The following is a 22,775-nucleotide window of genomic DNA, read 5'->3' on the forward strand; positions in this document are numbered from 1 at the left end:
CCGGCCTCCCTCCATATTCAGTCTGAGCCGGCCGCCTTACTTCTGGACGCTCATTCCTTTCTCCTGGTAGTACTTGACTGCTCCCGGATGAAGCGGAATGGTGATTGCCTTGGCAGGATTATTGGGATCCATGTAGTTGGCTTTTGCGTTGGCCTGCGCCAAGGCATCCTTGTTCTCCCACAACGCCTTGGTCAGGTTGTAAACCACGTCGTCAGGCAGGTCCTGGTTGGCCACCAGCACGGCCTGGACAGCTACGGTATTGACATCGGCGGTCTGCCCCTGGTAGGTGTTGGCCTTGAGGGTAAACTGGCTGAAGAAAGGATACTTGGCCTGCAAGGCGGCCACGTCTTCAGCGCTGAAGGGAAGCACCCGGATCTTCTTTACAGCTGAAACGTCCTGAATGCCGGCGTTGGGAGCACCGGTGGTGAGCATAATCACGTCGATGTGATTGTCCTTGAACTGGTCGGCGGACTCGGCGTAAGAAAGGTAGAAGGGTTCGATGTCTTTGTAGGTAAGGCCGAAAGTCTCAAGGATCTGCCGCGCATTGGCCTCGTTGCCGGAGCCGGGCGCACCCACCGAAACCTTGTGGCCCTTAAGGTCCTTGATGCTTTGAATAGGGCTGTCCGCGGGAACGATGATCTGGATTACCTCCGGGTACAGGGTGGCGACGCCGCGCGCACTGTTGAGCGGCTTGTCTTTAAACGCCTCAATACCTTTTGCCGCGTACTCGGCAATGTCGTTCTGAGTGAGGGCCAGTTCGACTTCTTTCTTGTCCAAAAGCTTCAGGTTCTCCACCGAAGCGCCCGTAGCCTGGGCAGTGACATTATACCCGGCAAGCTTGCTGTTCCAGATCTGCGCCATGGCACCGCCCAGCGGGTAGTAGGTACCCGCCGTTCCACCCGTGGCCAGGATCATCTTGGTTCCTTGAGCCGCAGGGGCCGGCGCCTTCTCGCCCTCTTGCTCGGCCGGTGCCTGGCCCCCCTGCCCGCCGGCACAACCGCTCAGGGCGACCACAAGGCAAAGCAACAGGATGCTGAGGACCGTACTTCTCTTCATGTGCTCCCCTCCCGACCTTTTTCGTACCGCTGAGAGGTCCTGTCCCTGTAAGTTGTCACCCCCTTCACAATGTCAGTGCAATGTCGCCTTATCTGGTGCATCATGATTCTTCGTTCCTTTCCGAAATCCCTGCCGCAACCCGAGCGGGAAGCATAAGCAAAATTTATTGTGCCCTATAACATTTTCTGCTCCAGAAGGAGACCTCTTACCGCAACCGTCCCCTATGCGCCTGCCCGCGTCTGCATCCGGCGCTCCAGAACAACCGGCGATACCAAAGACGCCACAATGAGCACCAGCAGAATCACACTGATCGGCCGGGATAAGTAGTAGCTGAGAACCGACCCTTTAGCCAAGAGCAACGACTGGCGGAACCCCAGTTCGGCCATGGGGCCGAGAATAAGACCTAGGACTACCGGTGCCGGATGGAACCCATACCTGCGCATCAAGTAACCAACAGCCCCGAAGAAAACCATGGTCCAAACGTCGAACATGTTGTTACCAATGGCGAAAGAACCTATAACGCACAAGGTTACAATGGCAGGAGCCAGAACCCGTGCCGGAACCTGGGTGACGTACGTCACATAGCGTGCGAGCAGCATGCCGGCTACACCCATGAGAATGTTGGCCAAGATAAAGCCAACCATGGCCGTGTAGGTGATTTCGCCGTATTTGGTAAATAGCTCGCGTCCGGGGATGAGGCCGTGAATCATCAGCCCGCCCAACAAAACCGCCGCAGTGGCGCTCCCAGGAATGCCCAGCGTGAAGAGTGGAATGAGCGCGCCTCCGGTTACAGCGTTGTTAGCGGCCTCCGGACCGGCAACACCCTCAATGGCACCTTGACCGAACTTCTCCGGATGCCGCGAAAAGCGTTTCGCCTCGTTGTACCCCACCCAGGAGGCTATGTCGCCGCCGGCCCCGGGCAGCATGCCGATAATGACCCCAATTATTGAGGAACGCAAAATGGTGTTCTTAACGGCGTTAACTTCGCTCAACGGGGGGAGAAAACGCCAATCACGGATTTCGTTCGTCGCGCGGTGCTGTTCCTGCCGCGCCGTCTCGCTCATAATGAAAACCTGGCTTAGGGAAAACAGCCCGATCATGGCCGGTACCAAGGAAACCCCGGACTCTAGAGAAGTAACTCCGAAGGTGAACCGTGGGAAGCCTGTGTTTACGTCTACGCCGATGGTCCCTACCAAGAGGCCGAACACTGCAGAGATTAAGCCCTTCACCAGTGAGCCCGAAGCCAGGCTGCTGATGACCGACAAGCCAAACAGCGCCAGGAGGAAATACTCGGGAGGGCCGAACTTCAGCGATATCATGGAAAGGGGCGGTGCCAAAAGGAGGAGGAAGAATGAACTGATCAGCCCGCCGACCATGGAAGAGTACGTTGAGATCCGGATGGCGGTGCCTGCTTTCCCCTGCTGGGTAAGAGCATAACCGTCAATAGCGGTGGCCGCTGAGGCCGGAGTCCCCGGGGTGTGCAGGAGAATTGCAGAAATGGAACCCCCATAGATGGCCGATGTGTATATGGCCATCAGCATAAGAATGCCCGCCGCGGGGTCCATGCCGAAGGTAACAGGGACGAGGAGGGCGACACCCATGGTCGCCGTCAGACCGGGCAAGGCCCCGACAACCATCCCGCCGATGACGCCGATCGCTATTGCCGCCAGACTTTGGAAGGATAAAACATGCTTGATCACCTGAAGCAGCGTGACTTCCATCATTCTCACCCGCTATCTAGAATAGCAACCCGTGTGGTACCGGGACGCGAAGTTCCATGATAAACAGAAAATAAATGAAAAGCATGACACCGCCGATGGCGATGAAGTACGTGCTGAGGCGCCGGACCCCCAAGTAAAACATCACGCCGGCGCTGAAAAGCACCCCTGAAACGAAAAACCCTATCACCGGCACTAGCACAACAAACGCCAGGCATGCCAGAAAGGTTACCGCGGGAGGGAGAAAAGCGGCTTGCGTCTTCCCTTCGCTTACGTTTTCAGTTTGCCGTGGCCGCTTCAAGCTTTGTACAAACATCATACCCGCCAAGAGTATCAATGCACCCAACAGTAACTTGGGAAAGGCGTCCGTTCCTTGCGGAAAGTCGTCGGCGATGCGGTACAACCACACGCTGAAGGCTATGATTACGGCGCCGATCACCCAATCGCTTTGCACTTTCATAAACACTCCCCCTGGAAGAGAGGGGGCGGCCCCGGCGGCCCACCCCCGTTCAGACCTTACCAGCCCATCAGATCCTTAATCCGCTGCTCCTGCGCTTTGAGGAAGCCCTGGTACTCATCGCCGTCCATGTATTTCAGCGCCAGGCCGAGTTCTTCCATTTTCTTTTGATGTTCGGGGTTCTCCAGCGCCTCCTGAATCGCCTCAGCCACCTTATCGATCACCTCTTGCGGCGTGCCGGCCGGCGCGGCGATGCCCCGGGCGGCAAAGCTTACGACGTCAATTCCCTTTTCCTTGAGTGTGGGAACGTCCGGCAGGTACTTGGACCGCTCCTCACTCAGCACCGCAAGAACGCGGATGTCTCCGTTCCTGGCCGGCCCAACGACTTCCCCGACATTGCCCAGCAGAACGTCCACATGACCACCCAGCACCTGGGTCAGACACTCGGCAAAGCCCTTGGTTTGCACCATCTGGAACTTGGCGCCGGCTTTTCTTTCAAGCTCGAGCAAGGAGATGTGTTCGTCGCTGCCAATACCGGTAGAGGTGGCACTTAGCTCGCCGGGATGCGCTTTGGCATAGTTCATCAGTTCATCTATGTCCTTAAACTTACTGTCCTTGCGGACGGCAAACACAGTGTAGTCTAACACATGATTGGCAATGGGAGCAAAGCTTTCGAGATTGTCCTTTCTTTTCATAGCCGGATCGAGGTAGCCGATGATCATGTTCGGAATGTTAATGTAACCGATGGTATAGCCGTCGGGCTTGGCTTGAGCCAACTGGGTCCAGCCCACCCAGCCGCCGCCTCCGGTGACGTTAACCACCGTAACCGGCTGTCCCAGTTTTTTCTCCAAGTACGGCGTCAGGAGTCTTGCCCCGACATCGGTGCCGCCGCCGGCGGCGTAGGAGACGATCAACTGAATAGGTCTATTCGGATACTGCTCCCCCGTCGTTTCCCCCTTTTTCTCCTGCCCCGCCGGCTCCTGGGCCGTCGGTTGACTGCTGCACCCCGCTACCAGTGCAGCAATGAGCACACTGACCAGAACTGTTAGAAAAAGCTTGGTTCTCCGCACCCCTGTCCCCTCCTTCAGTCAACATCTTCTGTTGCTCCGCCCCGCTGGCCACCTTTATCTCTTTAAAGCAAGCTCTTCACCCCCCTCCCCTCTAACAGACTTGCGGCTCCTTTCCCGGGGCGGGTTTTGCCTTTACCCTCCCTGGCCCACGGAAATCACCATGCGGTGGGTGCCGTTGAGGACAAGCACTTTGGCCGCCGCACCGTAGCGTTTAAGTTCGCGGTCCAGTGCCTCCTGGGCACTTGCTACAGCTTCCATGTGGATGGCCTTGATTTGCTCGGGGTCCATCTTCGACTGGGCCATGATCACTCGGTGTTGTTTGAGCACTTGTGCCACGCCGTACGCCCGGTGGTGGCCCGGCTTGCGTTCAGGCAGGCTTTCTACCCGCGCCATCACTTCATCGGGGGTGGCTGCTTCTTTTAGGGTGTTGTAGAAAACTTCGTTGTAGATTCCTTCCTCCATGGGTGAAACAGCGATAATTGCACCTCCGGGCCGAACGCAGGAACGTCCCACCGCCGCTCCGGCCACGGCGCAGACGCCCAGCGCGCTGATGTGGTAGATGTTGCCGTCCTTGGGGTAGCCGGTGGCAACCACAACAATATCGGCCGGTTCCGGGATGTTCACCAGGAAGTCCCCTTGCAAGCCGGCGACTATTTGGCCGTGGGCCGCCTGTACCTCGCCGGCCGCCACCTGAACCAGGCTGCCGTCGTCCTCGCGTGTAACCCCGTTCACAATGAAATCGAGGCCGACCATCTGCGCCACTTCGAGGGCGGACTGGTAAAACGGATTGCCGGCCGTGTTACCATAGCGACACTGCGGGTGGTTTATCGTCGCCGGCGAGTGGGAGGCCCCTATTGTTCTGCAGCCGGCGATCCCAACCGCCATCATCTTAGGCCCGCCGCTGAAACCGGCAAAGGGGTGGGGGAGCACCGTTCCTACGGCAATCTTGAGGTCCGCCCGTGTAAAGAGGGTATTAACCTCCGCCGGCACACCCAAGGACGTGGTTCCCACATAGTCCACCGGGCTCCGATAACAGTCGTGGTTTTCAATGCGATAGTTGTGCACAATCTCAGGTCCCAGCTTTGCCTCCAGCTCTGCCATCGTGGCCGGCGGGTGTGAACCAACGCCCACCAGGATGGCAACATCTTCCCGGCGCATTCCGCCCGCTTCGAGCTCCTCCAATAATACCGGCATCACCACCCGCTCTATATTGGGTCGTGAAGCGTCGGTAATGGCGACGCAGGCGGTTTTCTTGCCCCGGCAGATTTCCACCAGCGGCCTGGCCCCCACCGGGTTCCTAAGGGCCGCTTGGACGGCGCGCCGGGGATCGGTCAGCGGCGGACGTTCCTTAGCAGAGTAAATCCCGGCCAGATTAGCATCGGGTACATTGAGCGGTACCGTGCCGCCTTTTCCATACAGCAGCTCAACTCGCACTTAAGTGCCCACCTTTCGTGAAAGGTACCAGGTCCATTTCCCGTACCTCTGTGCCGACCGGGGCCGCAGGTATGGGCTCGAATGATGGAACCTTATGACTAATGTATTTCATATCCTGCTTCATGTATTACGTTCTGGTATTAATTGGTATATTCTCCTTCTATATTAGAAATCCTCCTCTTTTTTGAACAAAGTGGTTGATTGCGCAACTCAACCACGGGACAAATCAAGGGCCGGGAACCGCCTCGGTCCCGGCCCACCTTTTGGCCTTCGCTAAAGAATCAACCTGCCGCGGTCAATAACCAGCTTCCCATCCACCCACAGGCTGGGCGCGGCGAGAACCCCGTCCAGGTGGCTCGCGCTTTCGTTTTGCCCCGCCAGGGTGAGGTTGTCGCCCAGGGCGAGGTGGATGCTGCCCAGGCGTTTTTTGTCCTCAGAGACGGTGGTGCCGTGGCGGGCGCAGGGATTCGTACCAACGGCAAACTCCCCGAGAATCCAGGAATTGGCGTCGCCGCGGACCTTCAGGATTGCCTCCAGGCGCCGGGCCTCATCGCCTCCTTTTACTTCCACCACCCGCCCGCGCTCAAAGCGCCAGGCAACCGGCTCCTTGAGCATGCCGATCTGATGCAGCGAGGAGTCCACCACCACCGTCCCGTCGGCCGTGCCCTCCACCGGGGCCATGGCGGCCTCCCCGTCGGGGAAGCAGGCGATGGTACCGGGGCGGAAGACGCCGGAGAGCTCAAAGCAGGGCCGGCCGGCGATGGAAAAGGTGATGTCCGTCCCCCGGTCGCTGGTGATGCGGACCTCTGAGCCGGCGGTCAGGAGCGCCGCCACCTCCCGCGTGATGCGCCCCACCTCGGCATAGTCGGCCGTGGCGGCGCCGCCGGTGAGCGTGGCCACGCTGATCTCCGGCATGCCGATGTACTTGCAGCCCTTTTTCAGCGCCGTGCGCACTGCAGTGGTGTGCGCAAAACCCGTCGAGGTGGCGAAGAGCATGAGCTCAGCACCGAGGATCCCCCAGCTGATCACCTGGGTCGGCTCCAGGCCGTGCACCGGCCGGCGTACCATCACCGTTATCGTCGGCTCCAGCCCCAGCTCATAGGCCGCTGCGGCCAGGGCTTGCGCCACCTCCGGCTCCACGCCGGTGTCGGTGATGACCACCGCTTCCCTTACGCCCTCCTTGTTCAGTTCCACCGGGATGCGCGCATAGCGCTGCAGGGTGAAGTCGTGCATCTTTTTCCCTCCCCGTGCTCTTCAGCGGCCGGCGGCCCCCGCCTGTTTCTCTTGTGCCAGGTAATGGTTGATGATCTCCTCCGCCCGGTCCACGTTGACAATCCCGCAGGTGCAGGGGCGGGCCAGCTCCTCGGCCGCCTGCCGCGCCGTCTTGCGGCCCTTCTTCACCAGCTCGAGCTGTTTTTCCACCAGGGATTGCGCCATCATCCCGTGGCCGCACATGGTCACGATCTCCATTACAGTTTCCACAGGCAGCCGTTCCGTCCGCCCCCAGACCCCCAGCGACAGGTTGATGGAATGCGGCTTACAACCCAACTCCTGTGCCATCTTCAGGACCTCGTCCGTCAGGCCGCTCACCGTTACGGAGATGCCGTAGTCCCGTTCCTTGACCTTTTTCAGCACCTGCAGTACCTTTTCCCGGCTGGAGAAGCAGCAGCGCACCCGCGGCACCTTGGCCTTGTACAGGTTGTCGCGGATATCCTGGATGGTAGAGCCGTCGTAAATATTGCGTACCTCATACGAGCCGATGTTGGTGGGCCCGGCCTCCGCTATGATGTCAATGATCTCCCGCAGCTTTTCGTGGGAACCCTCGTGGTTGATGCGCGCGGCTGGAGTAAAAAGGAGTACATAATCCTTCTTTAAGGACTCAATGCTGCCGCGGCGGTGTAAAGAGTGCGTCACGTTTATTCCTCCCTCAGCGGGCGACCCAGGCCCAGGTTGATCTTGGAGTTCGGCCGGTAGTGGATGCCCAGCTCCTGCAGCACCGGCAGGACGGGGATGCTCCCGTCTTCGGCGAAACGGGTGATCAGGTCCAGGGAAAAGACGGTATCCACCTCCTGCGCCAGGTCCTTGATGGTGAGGAGCAGCTCCTTCAGCCGGTCGGCGGGGGCGGCGAACTCCACGATGCAGGATATCACCCGCTCGTTGCGCACCCAGTCCTGCAGGGTACCTTGGGCCGGGTCCGCCAGGAGGTGGGAAAGGGGGTTGTTCTCCTCCAGGTGAATGCCCAGGCGCGCCAGGCGCATGGTCACCTTCTCCACATCGGTCATCCGGGCGCCCAGAACCGGCCGCCCCATCTCGATGGCGATGCCGACCTCGCCGCGCTTCACCCGGGCCGTCACGTCGTTGGTCTTGACTTCCTCAGTGCCCCGGCCGGGAAGGAGCGTCTCTTTATGGGTGGCCATGGCATCGGAGAAGAACTTGCGCACCGAACGCGGCCTCTCGTACACCTCCGCCGGTTCCTCCAGAGCCCCAGAGGGGCAGCCGGCCATCCGCAGGCAGGTGCCGCACTCGGCACACAGGTCCTGGTCGATGTACACCCGGTCCGGTTCCTCCACTCGAATCGCCCCCACCGGGCAGTAAGGGACGCACCGGCGGCAGGCTGTACAGAGGTCTTCACGAATCTGCATGGACTGACCACTCCTTCTGCGTGCCTATTCTTGGAGAGCCGGTTTGGCCCTGAGTACGCTGCGCAGCACCGGCACCAGCACCGCCGCCGCAGAGATCAGAAGGATCAGCAGCGAGAGCGGCCGGGTGACAAAGATGGCCATACTGCCGTGGGACAAAAGCAGCGACTGCCGCAGTGAATTCTCCATCATGTTGCCCAACACCAGGGCCAGCACCAGCGGCGCCGCCGGGTACTCCAGTCTTTTCATCGCGTACCCGATGGCACCGAAGGCCACCGTAATACCCACATCAAAGAGGCTGTTGTTCAGGCCGAACGAACCGGCCAGGATGAAAGCGATCACCCAGGCCACCAGGGTGTGGTTGGGAATGTCCAGCACCTTGACAAAGAGCGGGATAAACAGGAGGAGCAGCAGCATCAGCATGACATTGCCGACGTACATAGAGGAAATCAAACCCCAGACAAATTCGGGGGCACGCTCGAAGATGAGCGGGCCGGGCCGCAGGTTGTACATCATAAGTGCGCCCATGAGCACGGCCGTGGTGGCCGAACCCGGCACTCCAAGAGCCAAGAGCGGTACGAACGCACCGACCGAAGCTGAATTGTTGGCCGCTTCCGGCGCCGCCACGCCTTCGATGGCCCCCTCGCCGAACCGCTCCGGGTGCCGCGAGGTGCGTTTGGCGGTGGAGTAGGAAATGAAAGAAGCGATGGTACCACCCGCTCCCGGCAGCATGCCGATGAAAAAGCCGATGCCGGTGCTGCGCAGGATGTGCGGCCAGGACACCCGCCAGTCCTCTTTGTTGGGAAGAAGGTTGCGGAAACTCAGTTTCACCTCGGCGCGCTTCAGCTGCTGCATTTCGCCGGCAGCCAGGTTAATGAGTTCAGCGATACCGAAAAGCCCCAGCGCCACGGTGATGAACTCGACGCCGCTGTAGAGCTCCATCCGGCCGAAGCAGAAGCGCGGCAGGCCGGTTACGAGGTCTGTCCCCACGCAGGAGAGGGCCAACCCCACCAGCATGGAAGCCATGCCCTTGAAGGGGGACCGCCCTGTAAGCCCTGAAACGGTGGACAGTCCCATCACCATCAAGGCAAAGTATTCGGGCGGCCCGAACCAGAGCGTGGCCTGCGCCAAGGCCGGTGCCAGGAAGGTGAAGACGATCACAGAAACGGTGCCGCCGATGAAGGAAGCGAAAGACGCCATCCCCAGAGCCGGGCCGGCCCGACCCTTTTGCGCCAGGGGGTAGCCGTCCATGCAGGTCATCACCGCCGCGGCGTCACCCGGCGTGTTGATGAGAATCGAGGCGATGGCGCCGCCGTACATGGCGCCGTAGTAAATCCCGGCCAGCATGACGATAGCCGTTACGGGGTTCATGCCAAAAGTGATGGGTAAGAGCACGGCCACGCCGGTGGAGGGTCCTAAGCCGGGGAGAGCGCCGATGATGGTGCCGGCCACCACACCCACCAGACACGCCAGGAGGTTCGGGGGCTGGGTGGCGACGGCAAAGCCCTTCAGCAGCAGTGCAATTGTCTCCATGCCGCCCGCCTCCTTAAATCCCCAGCAGCCCGGTCGGGAAAGACACCATAAGGAACCGCACAAACAAGAAGTAGAAGCACACACCCACCGCCACGGTGGTAAGCGCCGTCTGCTTCCAAGAACCGCCCAGGTAGCGGATGATGAAGCCGGCCAGGAAGGTCAAGCTGAGGAGCAGCCCGAGAACATAACTCAGCACGATGGTCACGGCGCCCACAACCGTCAGGACAGCCAGCACCTTGAGCGCCCGTGGCGAGAATACCGCTGTGCCGGGCAGGCTCCTGCTCTCCCAGAGAATGCCCAGGCTGAAGACACCCAAAAAGACGCTGATCCAAAACGGGGTAAAGCCCGGTCCCGGCACGTTCTTCTCCATATAACCCAGACTTAATGCAGTGAGGCCGATGTAAAGAGCCAACACGAGAAGTACCAGCGCGGAGATCTGGTTTGCGCGTTTCATCTATCTTTCCCCCTTGCCACCTGCCGGAGAGGGACCGCCGTCCCTCCCCGACAGGTGCCCCGCTTGCTATTTCAGCAGGCCAAGCTCTTTGAAGATATTGGTGTAAAGCTCGTTCTGTTTTACGATGGCGTCGCCGAACTCCTTGGCCGGCAGGTAGCGGGATGTTACCATGTTGGGCTCAATGTAATCTTTCTGCCACGTCTGGCTCTCGCTCAGCTTCTTGAAGGCCTCCTCGAGCACCTTCAGCGCCTCTTCGGGAATATTCTTCGGCGCGACGATGCCCCGGAACTGGTGGAAGACAACGGTGTCGAAGCCGAGCTCCTTAAAGGTAGGAACATCGGGGAGTTTGGCCAGACGCTGGTCGCTCGTAACCGCCAGCGGGCGGGCCTTCTTGGCCTCGAGCTGGCTCAGGGCCTCACCCGGGTTGGCCCAGCACAGCTGCACGTGACCGCCGAGAAGCGATGTCATGGCGTCGCCGCCGCCTTCAAAGGGAACGTAGTTGAACTTCACCCCGGCCTGTTTCTCCAGGAGGCCGGTGCAAACCCGGTCGTCCGACAGGCCGCTGGCTCCGCTCACCGCCAAGCCCTCGGGTTTCGCTTTGGCCGCCGTGAGCATGTCATCCAGGGTTTTGTAGGGCGAGTCCTCTTTAACCATAAGTAAGAAGGGATCCATGGCCAGGGCCGATATGGCCGTGAAGTCCTTGTAGCTCACCGGCGAATTGCCGGCCAGCGGCGTGGTCCAGAAGCTGGAGCTTACCGTGCTGATGATGTAGGGGTCGCCGATCTTGCCGGCCACATAGCTCCAACCGATGGAGCCGCTGCCGCCCGGCTTATTCTCTACCACCAGGGGCTGCGGCAGGAGCTGTTCTTTCTGCATCACGTTGGCGATCGCCCGAGCCATGATATCGCTGCCGCCGCCCGCCGACATAGGTACCAGGAAGGTGATAGGCTTTTCGGGATACTTGGGCGCCGCCGGTTTCTCCCCCGCCGGCGCAGCCGGCTTACTGCAGCCGGCAAGACCGATGCTGAGCACCACCACGAGCAGAAGCACCGAGGCTTTTTTCATCCGAGCTACCCTCCCTCTTCCTTGCACGTGCCGCTCTCGGTTCTTTCCCCAACCCCACGACGTCCCCTTGACGTTCTTCCCAACTTCTCCCGCCGGCACCACCTCCTTGGCTACATTATATTTTTATCCGGCAATGTTGAAGTGCGCCCACATACCCGTACTCCCGGCTCAGGTCAGTGTGCCATGGAAGAGGGGGACGCTCCAGCCTCAGCCATCGGCAGCGCTTCCTGCTCCCGGGCGCGCAAAACACGCAGGAGACGCTTTTCACCCGCACTCAGGTGCTGAAGTATCTTCCGACCGGCCTCTTCGGCATCACGTCTCCGCAGCGCTTCGACGATGTCCAGGTGTTCCCGGGTAACCTGGCGTATCACCTCGCAGCGCAGCGGATCCTCGCTTCCCTCTACGTAGTGGCGGATGCGGATGGAGTGCAGGTTTACCCGCTCCAAGACCTCCCGAAGCAGCTTGTTGCTCAGGTGTTTGTAAAAGAGGGCGTGCACCTCGAAGGACACCTGCGAGTAAGCAGCAAAGTCCTGTGGGCGGCCCAGTACGTTTTGGAGTCCGGCAATGACGCCTAACAATTCCTCAAAGTTGCACTTTTCCACTGCCGCTTCCGCCAAGTGGGGCTCCAAGAGCTTACGCACCTCCCAGACATCGCGGATGTCGCTTTCCGTAATGGGAGCCACAACGGCACCTTTGTTGGGAACAATCCGCACCAAACCCGCGCTCGCCAGCCGTGCCAGGGCCTCGCGCACGGGTGTATTGCTGACGCCGTATTCCGCCGCCAGTTTCTCGATCGGCAGTTCCTCGCCCGGGCGGTACTGATTGGCTAAGATGGCGTCCTTGATCGACTCAAACAGTTGCTCCCATAGTGTGGAGAAAATAAGTTTTTGCTTCACAATTCGCCCTCCGGTGTCATGTCTTTCTTTATGACTATTATAATTTTGTTGCTGTTTTAAGTCAATGTATTTTACACACGGCATACTCCAACGCTGTGACCCATTGTAACCGCAGCTGCGACCAGGAATAAACACAAAAACCCGGCCCCTTGCGGGGTCGGGCTTTCGAACCTGGCTGGCTTAGTAGTCCATGTCGCCGGCTCCGGGCGGCACGGGCGGGGTCTTTTCTTTTTCGGGGATTTCGGCCACCAGGCACTCGGTGGTGAGAAGGAGCGAGGCGATACTGGCCGCGTTCTCGAGGGCGGTCCGGGTCACCTTCACCGGGTCGACGATACCGGCCTTCACCATGTCCACGAACTCTTCGGTGGCGGCGTTGAAGCCGACGCCTTCCGGCGACTCCTTAATCCGGTTGACGATCACGGAACCCTCGAGGCCGGCGTTCTCGGCAATCTGGCGCAGCGGCTCCTCAACGGCCCGCTTGACGATGCGGATGCCCACCGCCTCGTCGCCTTCGGCCGTAAGGCCGTCCAGCACCTTCACAGCATTGAGGATGGCGGTGCCGCCGCCGGGGACAATGCCCTCCTCAACCGCCGCCCGGGTGGCGTTGAGGGCGTCCTCGACGCGCATCTTCTTCTCTTTGAGCTCGGTCTCGGTGGCCGCGCCGACCTTAATCACCGCCACGCCGCCGGCCAGCTTGGCCAGGCGCTCCTGCAGCTTCTCGCGGTCGTAATCGGACTCGGTCTCCTCGATCTGCTTCTTAATCTGGGCCACGCGGGCCTTGATATCATCCTGCTTGCCGAAGCCTTCGACGATGGTGGTCTTTTCCTTGGCCACCTTCACCTTCTTGGCCCGGCCGAGGGAATCCAGCTCCACGTTCTCGAGCTTGATGCCCAGGTCCTCGGAGATGAACTTGCCGCCGGTGAGGATGGCGATGTCCTCCATCATGGCCTTGCGGCGGTCGCCGAAGCCGGGCGCCTTGACGGCCACGCACTGGAGGGTGCCGCGCAGGCGGTTCACCACCAGGGTCGCCAGGGCCTCGCCTTCAACGTCCTCGGCAACGATGAGGAGCGGCTTGCCGGTGCGGACGACCTTCTCCAGGACGGGCAGGAGGTCGTTGATGGCCGAGATCTTCTTCTCGAAGAGGAGGATGTAGGGCTCCTCCAGTTCCGCCTCCATGGTCTCCGCGTTGGTGGCGAAGTAGGGGGAGACATAGCCGCGGTCGAACTCCATGCCTTCGACCACCTCGACGGTGGTGGTGAGGCTCTTGGACTCCTCCACGGTGATGACCCCGTCTTTGCCCACCTTATCCATGGCATCGGCGATCAGGCCGCCGATCTCCTCGTCGTTGGCGGCGATGGAGGCCACGTGCGCGATGCTCTCCTTGGACTCCACCGGGATGGCTTTCTTTTTGATCTCGTCGGTAATGGCCTGGACCGCCCGGTCCACGCCCTTCTTGAGGAAGATGGGGTTGGCGCCGGCCGCCACATTCTTCATGCCCTCGAGCATAATCGCCTGGGCCAGAACGGTGGCGGTGGTGGTGCCGTCGCCGGCTACGTCGTTGGTCTTGGAGGCCACCTCACGGCAGAGCTGCGCCCCCATGTTCTCGTACGGGTCCTTAAGTTCAATCTCTTTGGCTACCGTCACACCGTCTTTGGTGATAACGGGGGAGCCGAACTTCTTACTAAGTACTACGTTGCGTCCCTTCGGCCCCAGGGTAACCTTTACCGCGTTGGCCACAGCGTTGACACCGCGCTCCAGCGCGTGCCGGGCTTCCTCGCGGTAGGCCAGTTGTTTACCCGCCATGTAACTCGCCTCCCTTGCTTACTTTTCGACAACGGCCAGAACGTCGCTCTCGCGAAGAATCAGGTACTCCTCGCCGTCGAGCTTGACCTCGGTCCCGCCGTACTTGGCGTAGATCACGCGGTCGCCCACCTTAACCTCGGGAGCCAGCCGCTGGCCATTATCCAGCACCCGGCCGGGGCCGACGGCAATAACCTCGCCCTCCTGGGGCTTCTCCTTGGCCGTATCAGGTAGGACGATACCTCCCTTGGTCTTTTCCTCGGCGCTGATGGCCTTGACCACAATTCGGTCGCCGAGCGGTTTGAGCATACTTCTTGGCCCTCCTTTCGTAACTTTTAGCACTCCTTAATGGAGAGTGCTAACAACCAAGACCTATAATACACAATTTCCCCCAGGTAGTCAAGAGTTCCAAGACGGCTGTTTCATCACCCCTAGAACCCGATGAATTCCCGCAGGATGGAGGTACGGGGGATCTCGGCCGCCGCGTCGAGCGGCAGGAAGTAGGCCAGGAACTTCTGAAGGATCTTGGCCTGACTGTAGGCCGGGCTTTCCTTCGGCACCGCCGCCAGCAGGGGCTCGGCGTAGCGCTTGAGCACGGCCAGCTCGTACACCAGGGCCGAGTTGAACATGGCGTCGGCCTCTTCTTGGAAGGGGAAGATGTTGCGCTCTTCGCCGCGCCGCACCGAGGGCCAGCGCAGGATGGTCCGTTCCGCCTGGGCGGAACGGTACTTGCTGTCGCGGACGATGCGGCGCAGAAGCCGCGTATCGGTGGTGGGGATGCGGTTGTGGCGGTCGACGTTGAGCTGGGTGAGGGCGCTCACGTACACCTTGAACTTCTTGTCCTTGGGGATGGAGGCGGTCAGCTTCTCGTTGAGGCCGTGGATGCCTTCAACGAGAATGGGCTGCCCGGGCTCCACCTTGAGGCGCCGGCCCACCCAGGTGCGCGTACCGCGCTTAAAGTCGAACACCGGCACCTCCACCTCTTCGCCCTGGACCAGCTGCACCAGCTGTCGGTTGAACAGCTTCAGGTCCAGCGCCTCCAGCACCTCAAAGTCGTAGTCGCCCTTTTCGTCGCGCGGGGTGTGCTCGCGGTCCACAAAGTAGTCGTCAAGAGAAATGGTCACCGGCCGCAGGCCGTTGACGCGCAGCTGGATGTAAAGGCGCTGCGCAAAGGTGGTCTTGCCGGAAGAAGACGGCCCGGCGATGAGGACCAGGCGGATGCGCTCGCGGTTTTGGGTGATCTGGTCGGCGATCTGGGCGATCTTTTTCTCGTGCAGGGCCTCTGCGATGCGCACCAGCTCCGGGCCGTAGCCGCCGGCGATGAGCCGGTTCAGCGCGGCCACGTTTCCTACTCCCAGGATCTCACCCCAGTGCTCGGCCTCGCGAAAGACGGCGGCCAGTTTGGGCTGGTCGCGGTAGGGCGGTAGGGCGCCCGGGTTATACTTGTTAGGGTAGAGCAGGATGAGGCCGGGGAGGTAAAAGCGCAGGGCAAACAGGCGCAAAAAGCCCGTGCTCGGCACCATGTAGCCGTAAAAGTAGTCGTAGCGCCCGGCGAGCTCATAGACATTGAGGTAGTCTTTCTTGCGGTAATCGAGAAGCTCTGCCTTGTCCTCCTGCCCTTGGCGGCGGAAGAGCTCCTTGGCCTGCGCGAGCGAGAGTTGCGTTTTCTTAAAGGGTAGATCAGCCGCCACCAGTTCGCGCATGCGCTGCTCGAGTGCCGCCACGTCCTCTTCCGTGAGGGCCCGCTCGCCGTGGAGCTCGCAGTAGAGGCCGTTACCCAAAGAGTGCTCAATGCTGACCCGGCACCGGGGCAGCACGTCCTGCGCCGCCCGGATGAGCAAAAAAGAAAGGCTCCTCACGTAAATGCGCTGGCCGTCGTCCGAACCGAGGTCCAGAAACTCCACCGGGGCATCTTCGGTCAGTGGATATGTAAGCTCCCGCAGTTCGCCGTTCACCCGGGCCGCCACTATCGGCGAAGGGAAGCGGCCTTCGTACTCGCGGCTCAGGTTTAGGAGCGTTGTCCCCCGGGCGAAGTCCCGCACCTCGTCCCCGTTTTCCCCAATCTTAAGCTTAAGGCGCACCGTGTCTTCACCCAGTGCCATGCTTTCCCCTCTCCCTTCTCTGCTAACATTATACCTTACCCCGGCGCTGCTGCACATGGCTGCCGGAGACCGCATAAAATGCGGGTGAAAGCCCTGGAAAGGAGGGATTTTCATGCCGGCACAGCCGCCCAAGAGCCTCCTTTTGGAAGAGCTCGGCACCATAGAGTTCTGGGCGGAGATTCAAAGCGAGCATCCGCAAATACTGCTTTCAGTATTGCCCCATCTGCAGGAAAGGTATGCGCGCGAACTCCGGCGTCTCCAGCGCGCCTTTGACGACATCGCCCGTCGGGCGGAGAACCTGCGCGTCCGCCTCGAGCGTGCCCCCGACGAAGAAACCGGTGAGGTGGCAACGGCCGCGGCCGCCCTGGCGCGCGATGCCAGCCGGGGCAACGATGAGTTCCGCGCGTTGCTGCGCGAGCTGGTGACCATCTACCCCGAGACCGACCTGGCGCTTCTCCTGCAGCACATGCTCATGGAGACGGAACACTTTGCCGAAAAGCTCAGCGCCATTGAGCCCACCCTACCACCGCAAAACCAGCCACCGCCGCAGCCCACCCTGGAAGGCGTCTTGACGGAGCTCCAGTTCTGGGCTCGCGACCAGCGCGAACACGCCGTGCTCTTGAGAGCTTTCCTGCCCAACGTCAGCGCCGAAGACCGCGCCGCCCTGGCCCGCTTCGAGCGCGACTACCGGGCCCTCGAGCAATCGGCGCGGCGGCTTAGAGAAGCTGCTACCGTCCCCGGCCAGCCCCCCGAAGCGCTCACCACCGAGGCCCGGCGCCTGGCCATGGTGGCCCGCAATCTCACCCTGGAGTTCATTCGCTTCCAGGAAGATCTCCTCAATCGCTACACCGACCCGGCCTCCCGTTTCCTCATCCGCCACACGCTCAGGGAAGCGCGCCGCTTCATCGAGGAGCTGCGCGCCTCTGGTTACGTAACCCTACGGAGCGAATAGCCCGCAGCCGTTTCCCGGCACCTATGGCGCAGCTTTGCGCACTGAAACCGCCCGCAGCATGACCTGCGGGCGGCGCCGGCTTGCGCAGCGGGGATGGCACGGGAACAGGACCTTTCGCAGATATGATACAAACTTTGAAAAGTTGATACCTGACCCCGGATTAGATGGCGAGGATGGCGGCGAGGTCGTAAAGGGAGCGGTTGATCTGTTTCTTGCCGGCGAAGACCTCGCGGAAGGGAACGGCCAGGACCTCGTCTTTAACATAGGACATGGCGAGCGCGCTGCCGCCCTCGAGCAGGGATTCCACGGCCTGGGCGCCGAGGCGGCTGGCCAGGATGCGGTCAAAAGCGGTGGGGGCGCCGCCACGCTGCAGGTGCCCGAGCACGGTCACCCGTGTATCAAAGCCGGTGCGCTTCTTTACCTCCTGGGCGATGGTGTAGCCGGAGGCGACGCCTTCGGCCACCAGGATGATGCTGTGCACCTTCCCCCGCGCAGCGCTCCACTTGAGGCGCTGGCAGACGTTGTCCAAGTTGTACGGTACCTCGGGAATAAGAATGGACTCGGCTCCGCCGGCGAGACCGGCCGTTAAGGCGATCTGGCCGCTCTTCCGTCCCATGGTCTCCACCACAAAGGTGCGCTCATGGGCGGTGGCGGTGTCGCGGATCTTGTTCATGGCCTCGACCACCGTGTTCACGGCGGAATCGAAACCGATGGTATAATCGGTCCCGGGAATGTCGTTGTCGATGGTGCCAGGCACGCCCACGGTGGCGATCCCGCGCTCGGCCAGGGCCTGTGCCCCGCGGTAGGACCCCTCTCCGCCGATGACCACCAGGCCCTCTATCCCCGCCTCCCGCAGGTTGGCCACCGCCTGCTCTTGGCCGGCTTCGCTCTTAAAGCGTTCGCTCCTGGCGCTTCTTAAGATGGTGCCGCCGCGCTGGATGATGTCATCGACGGAGCTTAAATCCAGGGGCGCAAATTCGCGGTTAAGTAGGCCTTCGTAACCGTGGGAAATACCGATCACCTGCACCTCGTGCATCGCCGCCTGGTGTACCACCGCCCTGAGGGCGGCGTTCATGCCGGGCGCATCACCGCCGCTGGTGAGCACAGCGATCTTTTCCATGGTTTTTCGTACCCCCTACCTACTTTAACGTTCAACTAAGGCCACAACCCCAACTCCAGCGCCGCGCAGTCATTCCCCACGCACCCCGACCTTTCCCGTCTCTGGGGCTCCGGTGTACGGACGGCAAGGCAACGCCCATGCCGCAGGCGGCCGACAGCGATGGATGAGAATCGAGCCGCCGGCCCGGCCGTTTTTACTCCGGGTACTTTTCCGGATCGGTGAGGTAACAGAATGTCTCCGGGTTCTCGATAAACGCCTGGTAGAGGGGAGTCCCCTTTACGAGCCCCAGCTTCCGGTACTGGCGCGCCAGGCGCCGCTGCAGGTGGGGGACATAGTCGTAATGCGGATTGGCCACAAAGGTGGACTCGCCCTGCACCCGCACCTCGTAGTAGGCGGCACCGCCCAGCTTGGCCATCGGTTCATAGAGTGAGGTGAAGCCGGCGGCCACCCAGTTGGCCATCACCAGGGCCTCATTACTCGGGTTGATGGTAACGTGGCCCCAGTTGGGTGGGATGGCCACTTTGTCCCCGGCCCCGGCCTCAAAGAGCACCACTTCTTCCACTTCCTGCGTCTCCGGGTCCAGGCGCTGCAGCAGGTAGTGCGCCTGACCGTGCAGCACTTCGTACACCTCGGGGAAACTCTTTTTCGTTCCCGGGGCCGGTGGGTGATAATGGCCGGCTGTCTTCACATACTCAGGCCCGAGCAGGGCGGGCGGAATAATCGTAATGTCATAGCGCAGGCCGTGTCGCCGGATAAGCTCCTCATCCCCGTTTTGGTGGACATCGCGGTACATGAAGTAAAGCTGCTGTTTGGGGTCCACTGTTGCCGGAGCGTAGAACACCTCTTTCATGTCCCCGGCCAGTCGTACCTGAGGCTGTACCGGCGCGATGCCCCGGCCGAACTTAAGCTCTGTCCCGTCCAGGGTTAGGGCCAATCCGGCGTTCGCTGAAAGGTCTGTCTGCATGGGGAAACCTCCTCTAGTGCATCCCTACCGACGAAAAGCTACATCGAGTATTATATTCGCTGGGTAGGAGGTATATCCTCCCTCTCCTCCCCAAAACTTCCCACGCCGTGGTATAATCTGGGTAAAGACTGAAAGGAGGAATCCCTTTGCCGTATCTGGCCTGCACCGGCTGCGGGAAAAAACACCCGCTGGCCACCGACCTGCGCTGCGCGGACTGCGGCGAGCCCCTGGAAGTGCGCTACGAAACCCTCACGCCGCCCGCCCGGCTGACGGAAGAGCCCTGCTTTATCGCCCGCAACGTCAACATCTTTCCCTTCCCGAATCTCAGGCCTGAGCTCAGCCTGGGCGAGGGAGGCACGCCGCTCGTTGAGGCGGTTCACCTGCAAAGAGAAACAGGCATCGGGGAAATTTACTTAAAAAACGAAACCGTCAATCCCACCTGGTCCTTCAAGGACCGGGGAACATCCCTGGGCGTTCAGGCAGCCCTGCAGCTCGGCTTTGAGCGCGTCGGGACGGTTTCCTCCGGTAATATGGCCGCCTCGGTGGCCGCCTTCGCCGCCCGCGCCGGGCTGGAGGCTTTCGTCTACGTGGCCGCCGACATCCCCGAGAGCAAGCTGGGTCCCATCGCCATCTACGGCTGCCACCTCACCCGCGGCACCGGGGATTACGGCAGTCTATACTACCATGCCTTGGCCTTCGGCAAGGAGCGCGGCATCTACTTCATCAGCTCGGACAATCCCTTCCGCATTGAGGGACAAAAGACGCTGGCCTACGAGATCCTGGACCAGCTCGACTATGAGCCCCTGGATTTCATCGTGCTGCCCGTCTCGAGCGGCGGCAACATGGCCGCTGTCATCAAGGGCTGCGAAGAACTGGTGGCCCTGGGGCTCATTCAGAAGGCGCCCTTTGTCATCGGCGTGCAGGCCGCCGGCTGCTCGCCCATCGCGCGGGCCGCGGCAGAAGGCAAAGAAAAGATTGAACCCTTCCCCAACCCCGACACCATCGCCCACGCCATCGCCAATCCCTTCCCGCCCAGTGGCAACCGCATCCTGCGTAAAGTAAGGGAGGGCCGCGCCACGGTGATGGCCGTAAGCGACGAGGAGATCATCGCCGCCCAGGCCTTCCTGGCGCAGAAAGAGGGCCTGTTCGTGCAGCCGGCCAGCGCCGCCCCGGTGGCCGCCGTGCGGAGGCTCGCCGCCGCCGGCACCCTGCGGCCCGAGCACCGCGTCGCCGTTATCGTCACCGGCAGCGGCCTTAAAGACACCGGCGCCCTGGCCCATCACCACCTCGAGGGCGAAACAGCGGAGCGGCGGTAGGAGGCAGGTCGAGCCCTGAGCGGGCCAAGTGGGAAGAGCTTCGCTTTGCGTTCCGCGGGGAACTCCCGCAGGGGGTAAGCTGATCTGTGCAGGCTCTGCTTTACGGCAGGGCTTTTTCTGTTTCTACGTCGAAGAAGTGCAGGCGCTCCGGCGCCACCGCCAGGTGCAGGCGCTCGCCCGCGCGCAGCGCGGCGGCCGCGCCCAGGCGCGCCATCAGCTGCGCCCCGTGGAGGCTGAAGTGGACCAACGTCTCGGCGCCCAGCGGCTCCACCACCTCCACGGTGGCCTCGAGCGCGGTCTCCGGGTGGGCCGTCACAAAGTCCACCTCCGCCCGGAGATCCTCCGGCCGGATGCCCAGGATCACCTGCTCCCGGCCGGCCAGGGCGGTCGCCTGGGCCTCCGTCAAGCCGAACCTGGCCCGGCCGCCGGCAAAGGTAAGATGCCGCCCGCCTGTCACCGCAGCAGTGAAAAAGTTCATGGGCGGCGAGCCGATGAAGCCCGCCACAAACACGTTGGCCGGGTGTTCATACACCGCGCGGGGTGCGGCCACCTGCTGCACCACCCCATCCTTCATCACCACGATCCTGTCGCCCATGGTCATGGCCTCCACCTGGTCGTGGGTGACGTAGACGATGGTGGCCTTGAGCTCGCGGTGCAGCCGCGCCAGTTCGGCCCGCATGTCCACCCTGAGGCGGGCATCCAGGTTGGAGAGCGGCTCATCCATAAGAAAGACCTGGGGCTGGCGGACGACGGCCCGGCCCAGGGCCACCCGCTGGCGCTGGCCGCCGGAAAGCTCCCGGGGACGGCGGCTCAAAAGGTGCACAATCCCCAGCCGCTCGGCCGCCGCCCGCACGCGCCTTTCCACCTCGGCCCGCGGCAGGCGGCGCAGCTTCAGCCCGAAGGCCATGTTTTCAAAGACGTTCATGTGCGGGTAGAGCGCGTAGTTCTGGAACACCATGGCGATGTCCCGGTCCTTGGGAGCCACGTCGTTAACCAGCCGGTCACCGATGTAGATGCGGCCGGCGGTAACCTCCTCCAGCCCGGCGATGAGCCGGAGCGTGGTGGTTTTGCCGCAGCCCGACGGCCCCACCAGCACCACGAATTCCTCGTCTTTTATTTCCAGGGTGAGGTCCTTCACCACCCGCGTGGAGCCAAAATTCTTCTCAATGTGTTCCAGGTATACCCGGGCCATGCCCCTCTCCCCTTCTGTCGCATAGCTTAAGCGCTGCCGCCACGGCGCCCCGCACGCCGGCGGCACTCCCGAGCACTGCCGGCACCACGGGGTAGGTGACACCGGATGCCGTCATCGTCCGGGCGGCCAGGGTGCGCTTGAGCGGCCGCAGGAGCTTCTCTCCCGCCTGGGCCACCCCGCCCCCCAGCACGATCCGTTCCGGATTGAGCAGCGTCGCCGCCGTGGCCAGGCCGATGCCCAGGTACTCGCCGGTCTCCTCCCAGAGCCAGCGTGCCAGCTCGTCGCCCTGGTCGGCCGCCTGGGACACCAGCTCCGCCGTCACCTTCTTCGTGTCGCCGCCCGCCAGCCGCCAGAGGAGCGACTCCGGCGCGCGCTCCATGGCCTCCCGCGCCCGGCGGGCGATGGCCGGCCCGGCCGCGTACACCTCCAGGCAGCCGCGGTTGCCGCAGTTGCAGCGCGGGCCGTCCCGCGTCACCGTGATGTGACCGAACTCGCCCGCCAGCCCCCGGCTGCCGCGGTAGATCTCGCCGCCCAGGATAAGTCCGGAGCCGATGCCCGTACCCAGGGCCACAAAGATGAGGTCGCGTGCCCCGCGGCCGGCCCCCCACCTTTGCTCCGCCAGCGCCCCCAGGCGCACGTCGTTGTCCAGCGCCAGGGGACAGGCGAAATGCTCCCGCCAAAAGCCGGCGATATCCACGTCGTGCCAAAAAAGGTTGGGAGAGAAGCGACACAGCCCGCTTTCGCGCTCCACCATGCCGGGCACGCCCAGGCCGGCGGCGCCCAGGTCCGCTTCCGCCAGGCCATGCTCCGCCAGCAGGCGCCGCACCAGGGCCGCCACCGCCGCCAGCACCGCCGCTGCGCCGCCGTTCACCGGCGTCGCGCAGCGCTGCTGCGCCAGGATGCGGCCGTCGGCGGCGGCCAAGGCCGCCGCTATCTTGCTCCCGCCCAGATCGATACCGACAACGTAATGCTCCATGTCTTAGCCTCCCTTGCCCGCCCCCGGCCGG

The 22,775-nt window shown here is 62.0% G+C and carries 21 protein-coding genes; 2 read left to right on the forward strand and 19 right to left on the reverse strand.

Translation table 11 applies throughout. The features are described from left to right. Positions 1 to 36: 36 nt before the first annotated feature. The 15 genes from K5554_RS13560 to K5554_RS13630 form a co-directional block, all read right to left on the reverse strand. A complete protein-coding gene (locus K5554_RS13560) occupies positions 37 to 1,056 on the reverse strand; it encodes a TAXI family TRAP transporter solute-binding subunit (protein WP_221038984.1) in 1,020 nt (339 codons plus the stop codon). A 221-nt stretch (positions 1,057 to 1,277) separates the two neighbouring features. Further along, a complete protein-coding gene (locus K5554_RS13565; RefSeq protein ID WP_221038985.1) occupies positions 1,278 to 2,777 on the reverse strand; it encodes a tripartite tricarboxylate transporter permease in 1,500 nt (499 codons plus the stop codon). Positions 2,778 to 2,793: 16 nt separating this feature from the next. Next, on the reverse strand, positions 2,794 to 3,234 hold the full coding sequence (locus K5554_RS13570) for a tripartite tricarboxylate transporter TctB family protein (protein ID WP_221038986.1): 441 nt from the start codon (positions 3,232 to 3,234) through the stop codon (positions 2,794 to 2,796). Positions 3,235 to 3,290: 56 nt separating this feature from the next. After that, complete coding sequence (locus tag K5554_RS13575; protein ID WP_221038987.1) at positions 3,291 to 4,301, reverse strand: tripartite tricarboxylate transporter substrate binding protein; 1,011 nt, start codon at positions 4,299 to 4,301, stop codon at positions 3,291 to 3,293. 132 nt (positions 4,302 to 4,433) lie between these two features. Next, the gene (gene larA, locus K5554_RS13580) at positions 4,434 to 5,735 is read right to left on the reverse strand and encodes a nickel-dependent lactate racemase (protein ID WP_221038988.1); all 1,302 of its coding nucleotides are present in this window, start codon (positions 5,733 to 5,735) and stop codon (positions 4,434 to 4,436) included. A gap of 273 nt (positions 5,736 to 6,008) precedes the next feature. Then, positions 6,009 to 6,968: an aminopeptidase gene (locus K5554_RS13585; RefSeq protein WP_221038989.1), complete on the reverse strand. Its 960-nt coding sequence runs from the start codon at positions 6,966 to 6,968 to the stop codon at positions 6,009 to 6,011. Positions 6,969 to 6,989: 21 nt separating this feature from the next. Then, the gene (locus K5554_RS13590) at positions 6,990 to 7,649 is read right to left on the reverse strand and encodes a hypothetical protein (protein ID WP_221038990.1); all 660 of its coding nucleotides are present in this window, start codon (positions 7,647 to 7,649) and stop codon (positions 6,990 to 6,992) included. Positions 7,650 to 7,651: 2 nt separating this feature from the next. Further along, a complete protein-coding gene (locus tag K5554_RS13595; protein WP_221038991.1) occupies positions 7,652 to 8,377 on the reverse strand; it encodes a DUF362 domain-containing protein in 726 nt (241 codons plus the stop codon). Positions 8,378 to 8,401: 24 nt separating this feature from the next. Beyond that, the gene (locus K5554_RS13600; RefSeq protein ID WP_221038992.1) at positions 8,402 to 9,907 is read right to left on the reverse strand and encodes a tripartite tricarboxylate transporter permease; all 1,506 of its coding nucleotides are present in this window, start codon (positions 9,905 to 9,907) and stop codon (positions 8,402 to 8,404) included. A gap of 13 nt (positions 9,908 to 9,920) precedes the next feature. Beyond that, positions 9,921 to 10,361, reverse strand: coding sequence for a tripartite tricarboxylate transporter TctB family protein (locus K5554_RS13605; RefSeq protein ID WP_221038993.1), 441 nt, complete (start codon positions 10,359 to 10,361; stop codon positions 9,921 to 9,923). A gap of 66 nt (positions 10,362 to 10,427) precedes the next feature. Continuing rightward, on the reverse strand, positions 10,428 to 11,426 hold the full coding sequence (locus K5554_RS13610) for a tripartite tricarboxylate transporter substrate binding protein (RefSeq protein WP_221038994.1): 999 nt from the start codon (positions 11,424 to 11,426) through the stop codon (positions 10,428 to 10,430). A gap of 173 nt (positions 11,427 to 11,599) precedes the next feature. After that, the gene (locus K5554_RS13615; RefSeq protein ID WP_221038995.1) at positions 11,600 to 12,322 is read right to left on the reverse strand and encodes a GntR family transcriptional regulator; all 723 of its coding nucleotides are present in this window, start codon (positions 12,320 to 12,322) and stop codon (positions 11,600 to 11,602) included. Between the two features lie 180 nt (positions 12,323 to 12,502). Continuing rightward, on the reverse strand, positions 12,503 to 14,125 hold the full coding sequence (gene groL, locus K5554_RS13620) for a chaperonin GroEL (RefSeq protein ID WP_221038996.1): 1,623 nt from the start codon (positions 14,123 to 14,125) through the stop codon (positions 12,503 to 12,505). A gap of 18 nt (positions 14,126 to 14,143) precedes the next feature. Then, a complete protein-coding gene (gene groES, locus K5554_RS13625; protein WP_221038997.1) occupies positions 14,144 to 14,431 on the reverse strand; it encodes a co-chaperone GroES in 288 nt (95 codons plus the stop codon). A 122-nt stretch (positions 14,432 to 14,553) separates the two neighbouring features. Then, positions 14,554 to 16,224: a nucleoside kinase gene (locus K5554_RS13630; RefSeq protein WP_221038998.1), complete on the reverse strand. Its 1,671-nt coding sequence runs from the start codon at positions 16,222 to 16,224 to the stop codon at positions 14,554 to 14,556. 112 nt (positions 16,225 to 16,336) lie between these two features. Here K5554_RS13630 and K5554_RS13635 point away from each other — a divergent pair, with 112 nt between their 5' ends. Then, positions 16,337 to 17,176, forward strand: a complete 840-nt coding sequence (locus K5554_RS13635; protein WP_221038999.1) for a DUF2935 domain-containing protein — start codon at positions 16,337 to 16,339, stop codon at positions 17,174 to 17,176. 160 nt (positions 17,177 to 17,336) lie between these two features. Here the strand turns inward: K5554_RS13635 and pfkA are convergent, their stop codons facing one another. Then, entirely contained in the window at positions 17,337 to 18,296 is a 960-nt protein-coding gene (gene pfkA / locus K5554_RS13640; protein WP_221039000.1) for a 6-phosphofructokinase, read from the reverse strand. A gap of 193 nt (positions 18,297 to 18,489) precedes the next feature. Next, positions 18,490 to 19,260 (reverse strand): glucose-6-phosphate isomerase family protein, encoded by a 771-nt coding sequence (locus K5554_RS13645; protein ID WP_221039001.1) that lies wholly within the window; start codon positions 19,258 to 19,260, stop codon positions 18,490 to 18,492. Between the two features lie 146 nt (positions 19,261 to 19,406). Between K5554_RS13645 and thrC the strand changes: the two genes are divergently transcribed. Then, positions 19,407 to 20,576, forward strand: coding sequence for a threonine synthase (thrC, locus tag K5554_RS13650; RefSeq protein WP_221039002.1), 1,170 nt, complete (start codon positions 19,407 to 19,409; stop codon positions 20,574 to 20,576). A gap of 100 nt (positions 20,577 to 20,676) precedes the next feature. Here the strand turns inward: thrC and K5554_RS13655 are convergent, their stop codons facing one another. Beyond that, positions 20,677 to 21,768 carry an ABC transporter ATP-binding protein gene (locus K5554_RS13655; protein WP_221039003.1) on the reverse strand — a complete coding sequence of 364 codons (1,092 nt, stop codon included), beginning with the start codon at positions 21,766 to 21,768 and terminating at the stop codon, positions 20,677 to 20,679. Beyond that, a complete protein-coding gene (locus K5554_RS13660) occupies positions 21,740 to 22,744 on the reverse strand; it encodes an ROK family protein (RefSeq protein WP_221039004.1) in 1,005 nt (334 codons plus the stop codon). Before K5554_RS13660 ends, K5554_RS13655 begins: the two co-directional genes overlap by 29 nt. Positions 22,745 to 22,775: the final 31 nt, after the last annotated feature.

It is taken from the genome of Gelria sp. Kuro-4, assembly GCF_019668485.1.
In the GTDB taxonomy this organism is placed as follows: domain Bacteria; phylum Bacillota; class DTU030; order DUMP01; family DUMP01; genus DUMP01.

Excerpts from the sequence above, each read along its gene's own strand:
- K5554_RS13630 (WP_221038998.1), bottom strand. The coding sequence starts at position 16,224 with ATGGCACTGGGTGAAGACACGGTGCGCCTTAAGCTTAAGATTGGGGAA.
- K5554_RS13565 (WP_221038985.1), bottom strand. The coding sequence starts at position 2,777 with ATGGAAGTCACGCTGCTTCAGGTGATCAAGCATGTTTTATCCTTCCAA.
- K5554_RS13605 (WP_221038993.1), bottom strand. The coding sequence starts at position 10,361 with ATGAAACGCGCAAACCAGATCTCCGCGCTGGTACTTCTCGTGTTGGCT.
- K5554_RS13660 (WP_221039004.1), bottom strand. The coding sequence starts at position 22,744 with ATGGAGCATTACGTTGTCGGTATCGATCTGGGCGGGAGCAAGATAGCG.
- K5554_RS13585 (WP_221038989.1), bottom strand. The coding sequence starts at position 6,968 with ATGCACGACTTCACCCTGCAGCGCTATGCGCGCATCCCGGTGGAACTG.
- K5554_RS13600 (WP_221038992.1), bottom strand. The coding sequence starts at position 9,907 with ATGGAGACAATTGCACTGCTGCTGAAGGGCTTTGCCGTCGCCACCCAG.
- K5554_RS13635 (WP_221038999.1), top strand. The coding sequence starts at position 16,337 with ATGCCGGCACAGCCGCCCAAGAGCCTCCTTTTGGAAGAGCTCGGCACC.
- K5554_RS13595 (WP_221038991.1), bottom strand. The coding sequence starts at position 8,377 with ATGCAGATTCGTGAAGACCTCTGTACAGCCTGCCGCCGGTGCGTCCCT.
- groES (WP_221038997.1), bottom strand. The coding sequence starts at position 14,431 with ATGCTCAAACCGCTCGGCGACCGAATTGTGGTCAAGGCCATCAGCGCC.
- K5554_RS13645 (WP_221039001.1), bottom strand. The coding sequence starts at position 19,260 with ATGCAGACAGACCTTTCAGCGAACGCCGGATTGGCCCTAACCCTGGAC.
- groL (WP_221038996.1), bottom strand. The coding sequence starts at position 14,125 with ATGGCGGGTAAACAACTGGCCTACCGCGAGGAAGCCCGGCACGCGCTG.
- K5554_RS13570 (WP_221038986.1), bottom strand. The coding sequence starts at position 3,234 with ATGAAAGTGCAAAGCGATTGGGTGATCGGCGCCGTAATCATAGCCTTC.
- K5554_RS13560 (WP_221038984.1), bottom strand. The coding sequence starts at position 1,056 with ATGAAGAGAAGTACGGTCCTCAGCATCCTGTTGCTTTGCCTTGTGGTC.
- K5554_RS13655 (WP_221039003.1), bottom strand. The coding sequence starts at position 21,768 with ATGGCCCGGGTATACCTGGAACACATTGAGAAGAATTTTGGCTCCACG.
- K5554_RS13610 (WP_221038994.1), bottom strand. The coding sequence starts at position 11,426 with ATGAAAAAAGCCTCGGTGCTTCTGCTCGTGGTGGTGCTCAGCATCGGT.
- pfkA (WP_221039000.1), bottom strand. The coding sequence starts at position 18,296 with ATGGAAAAGATCGCTGTGCTCACCAGCGGCGGTGATGCGCCCGGCATG.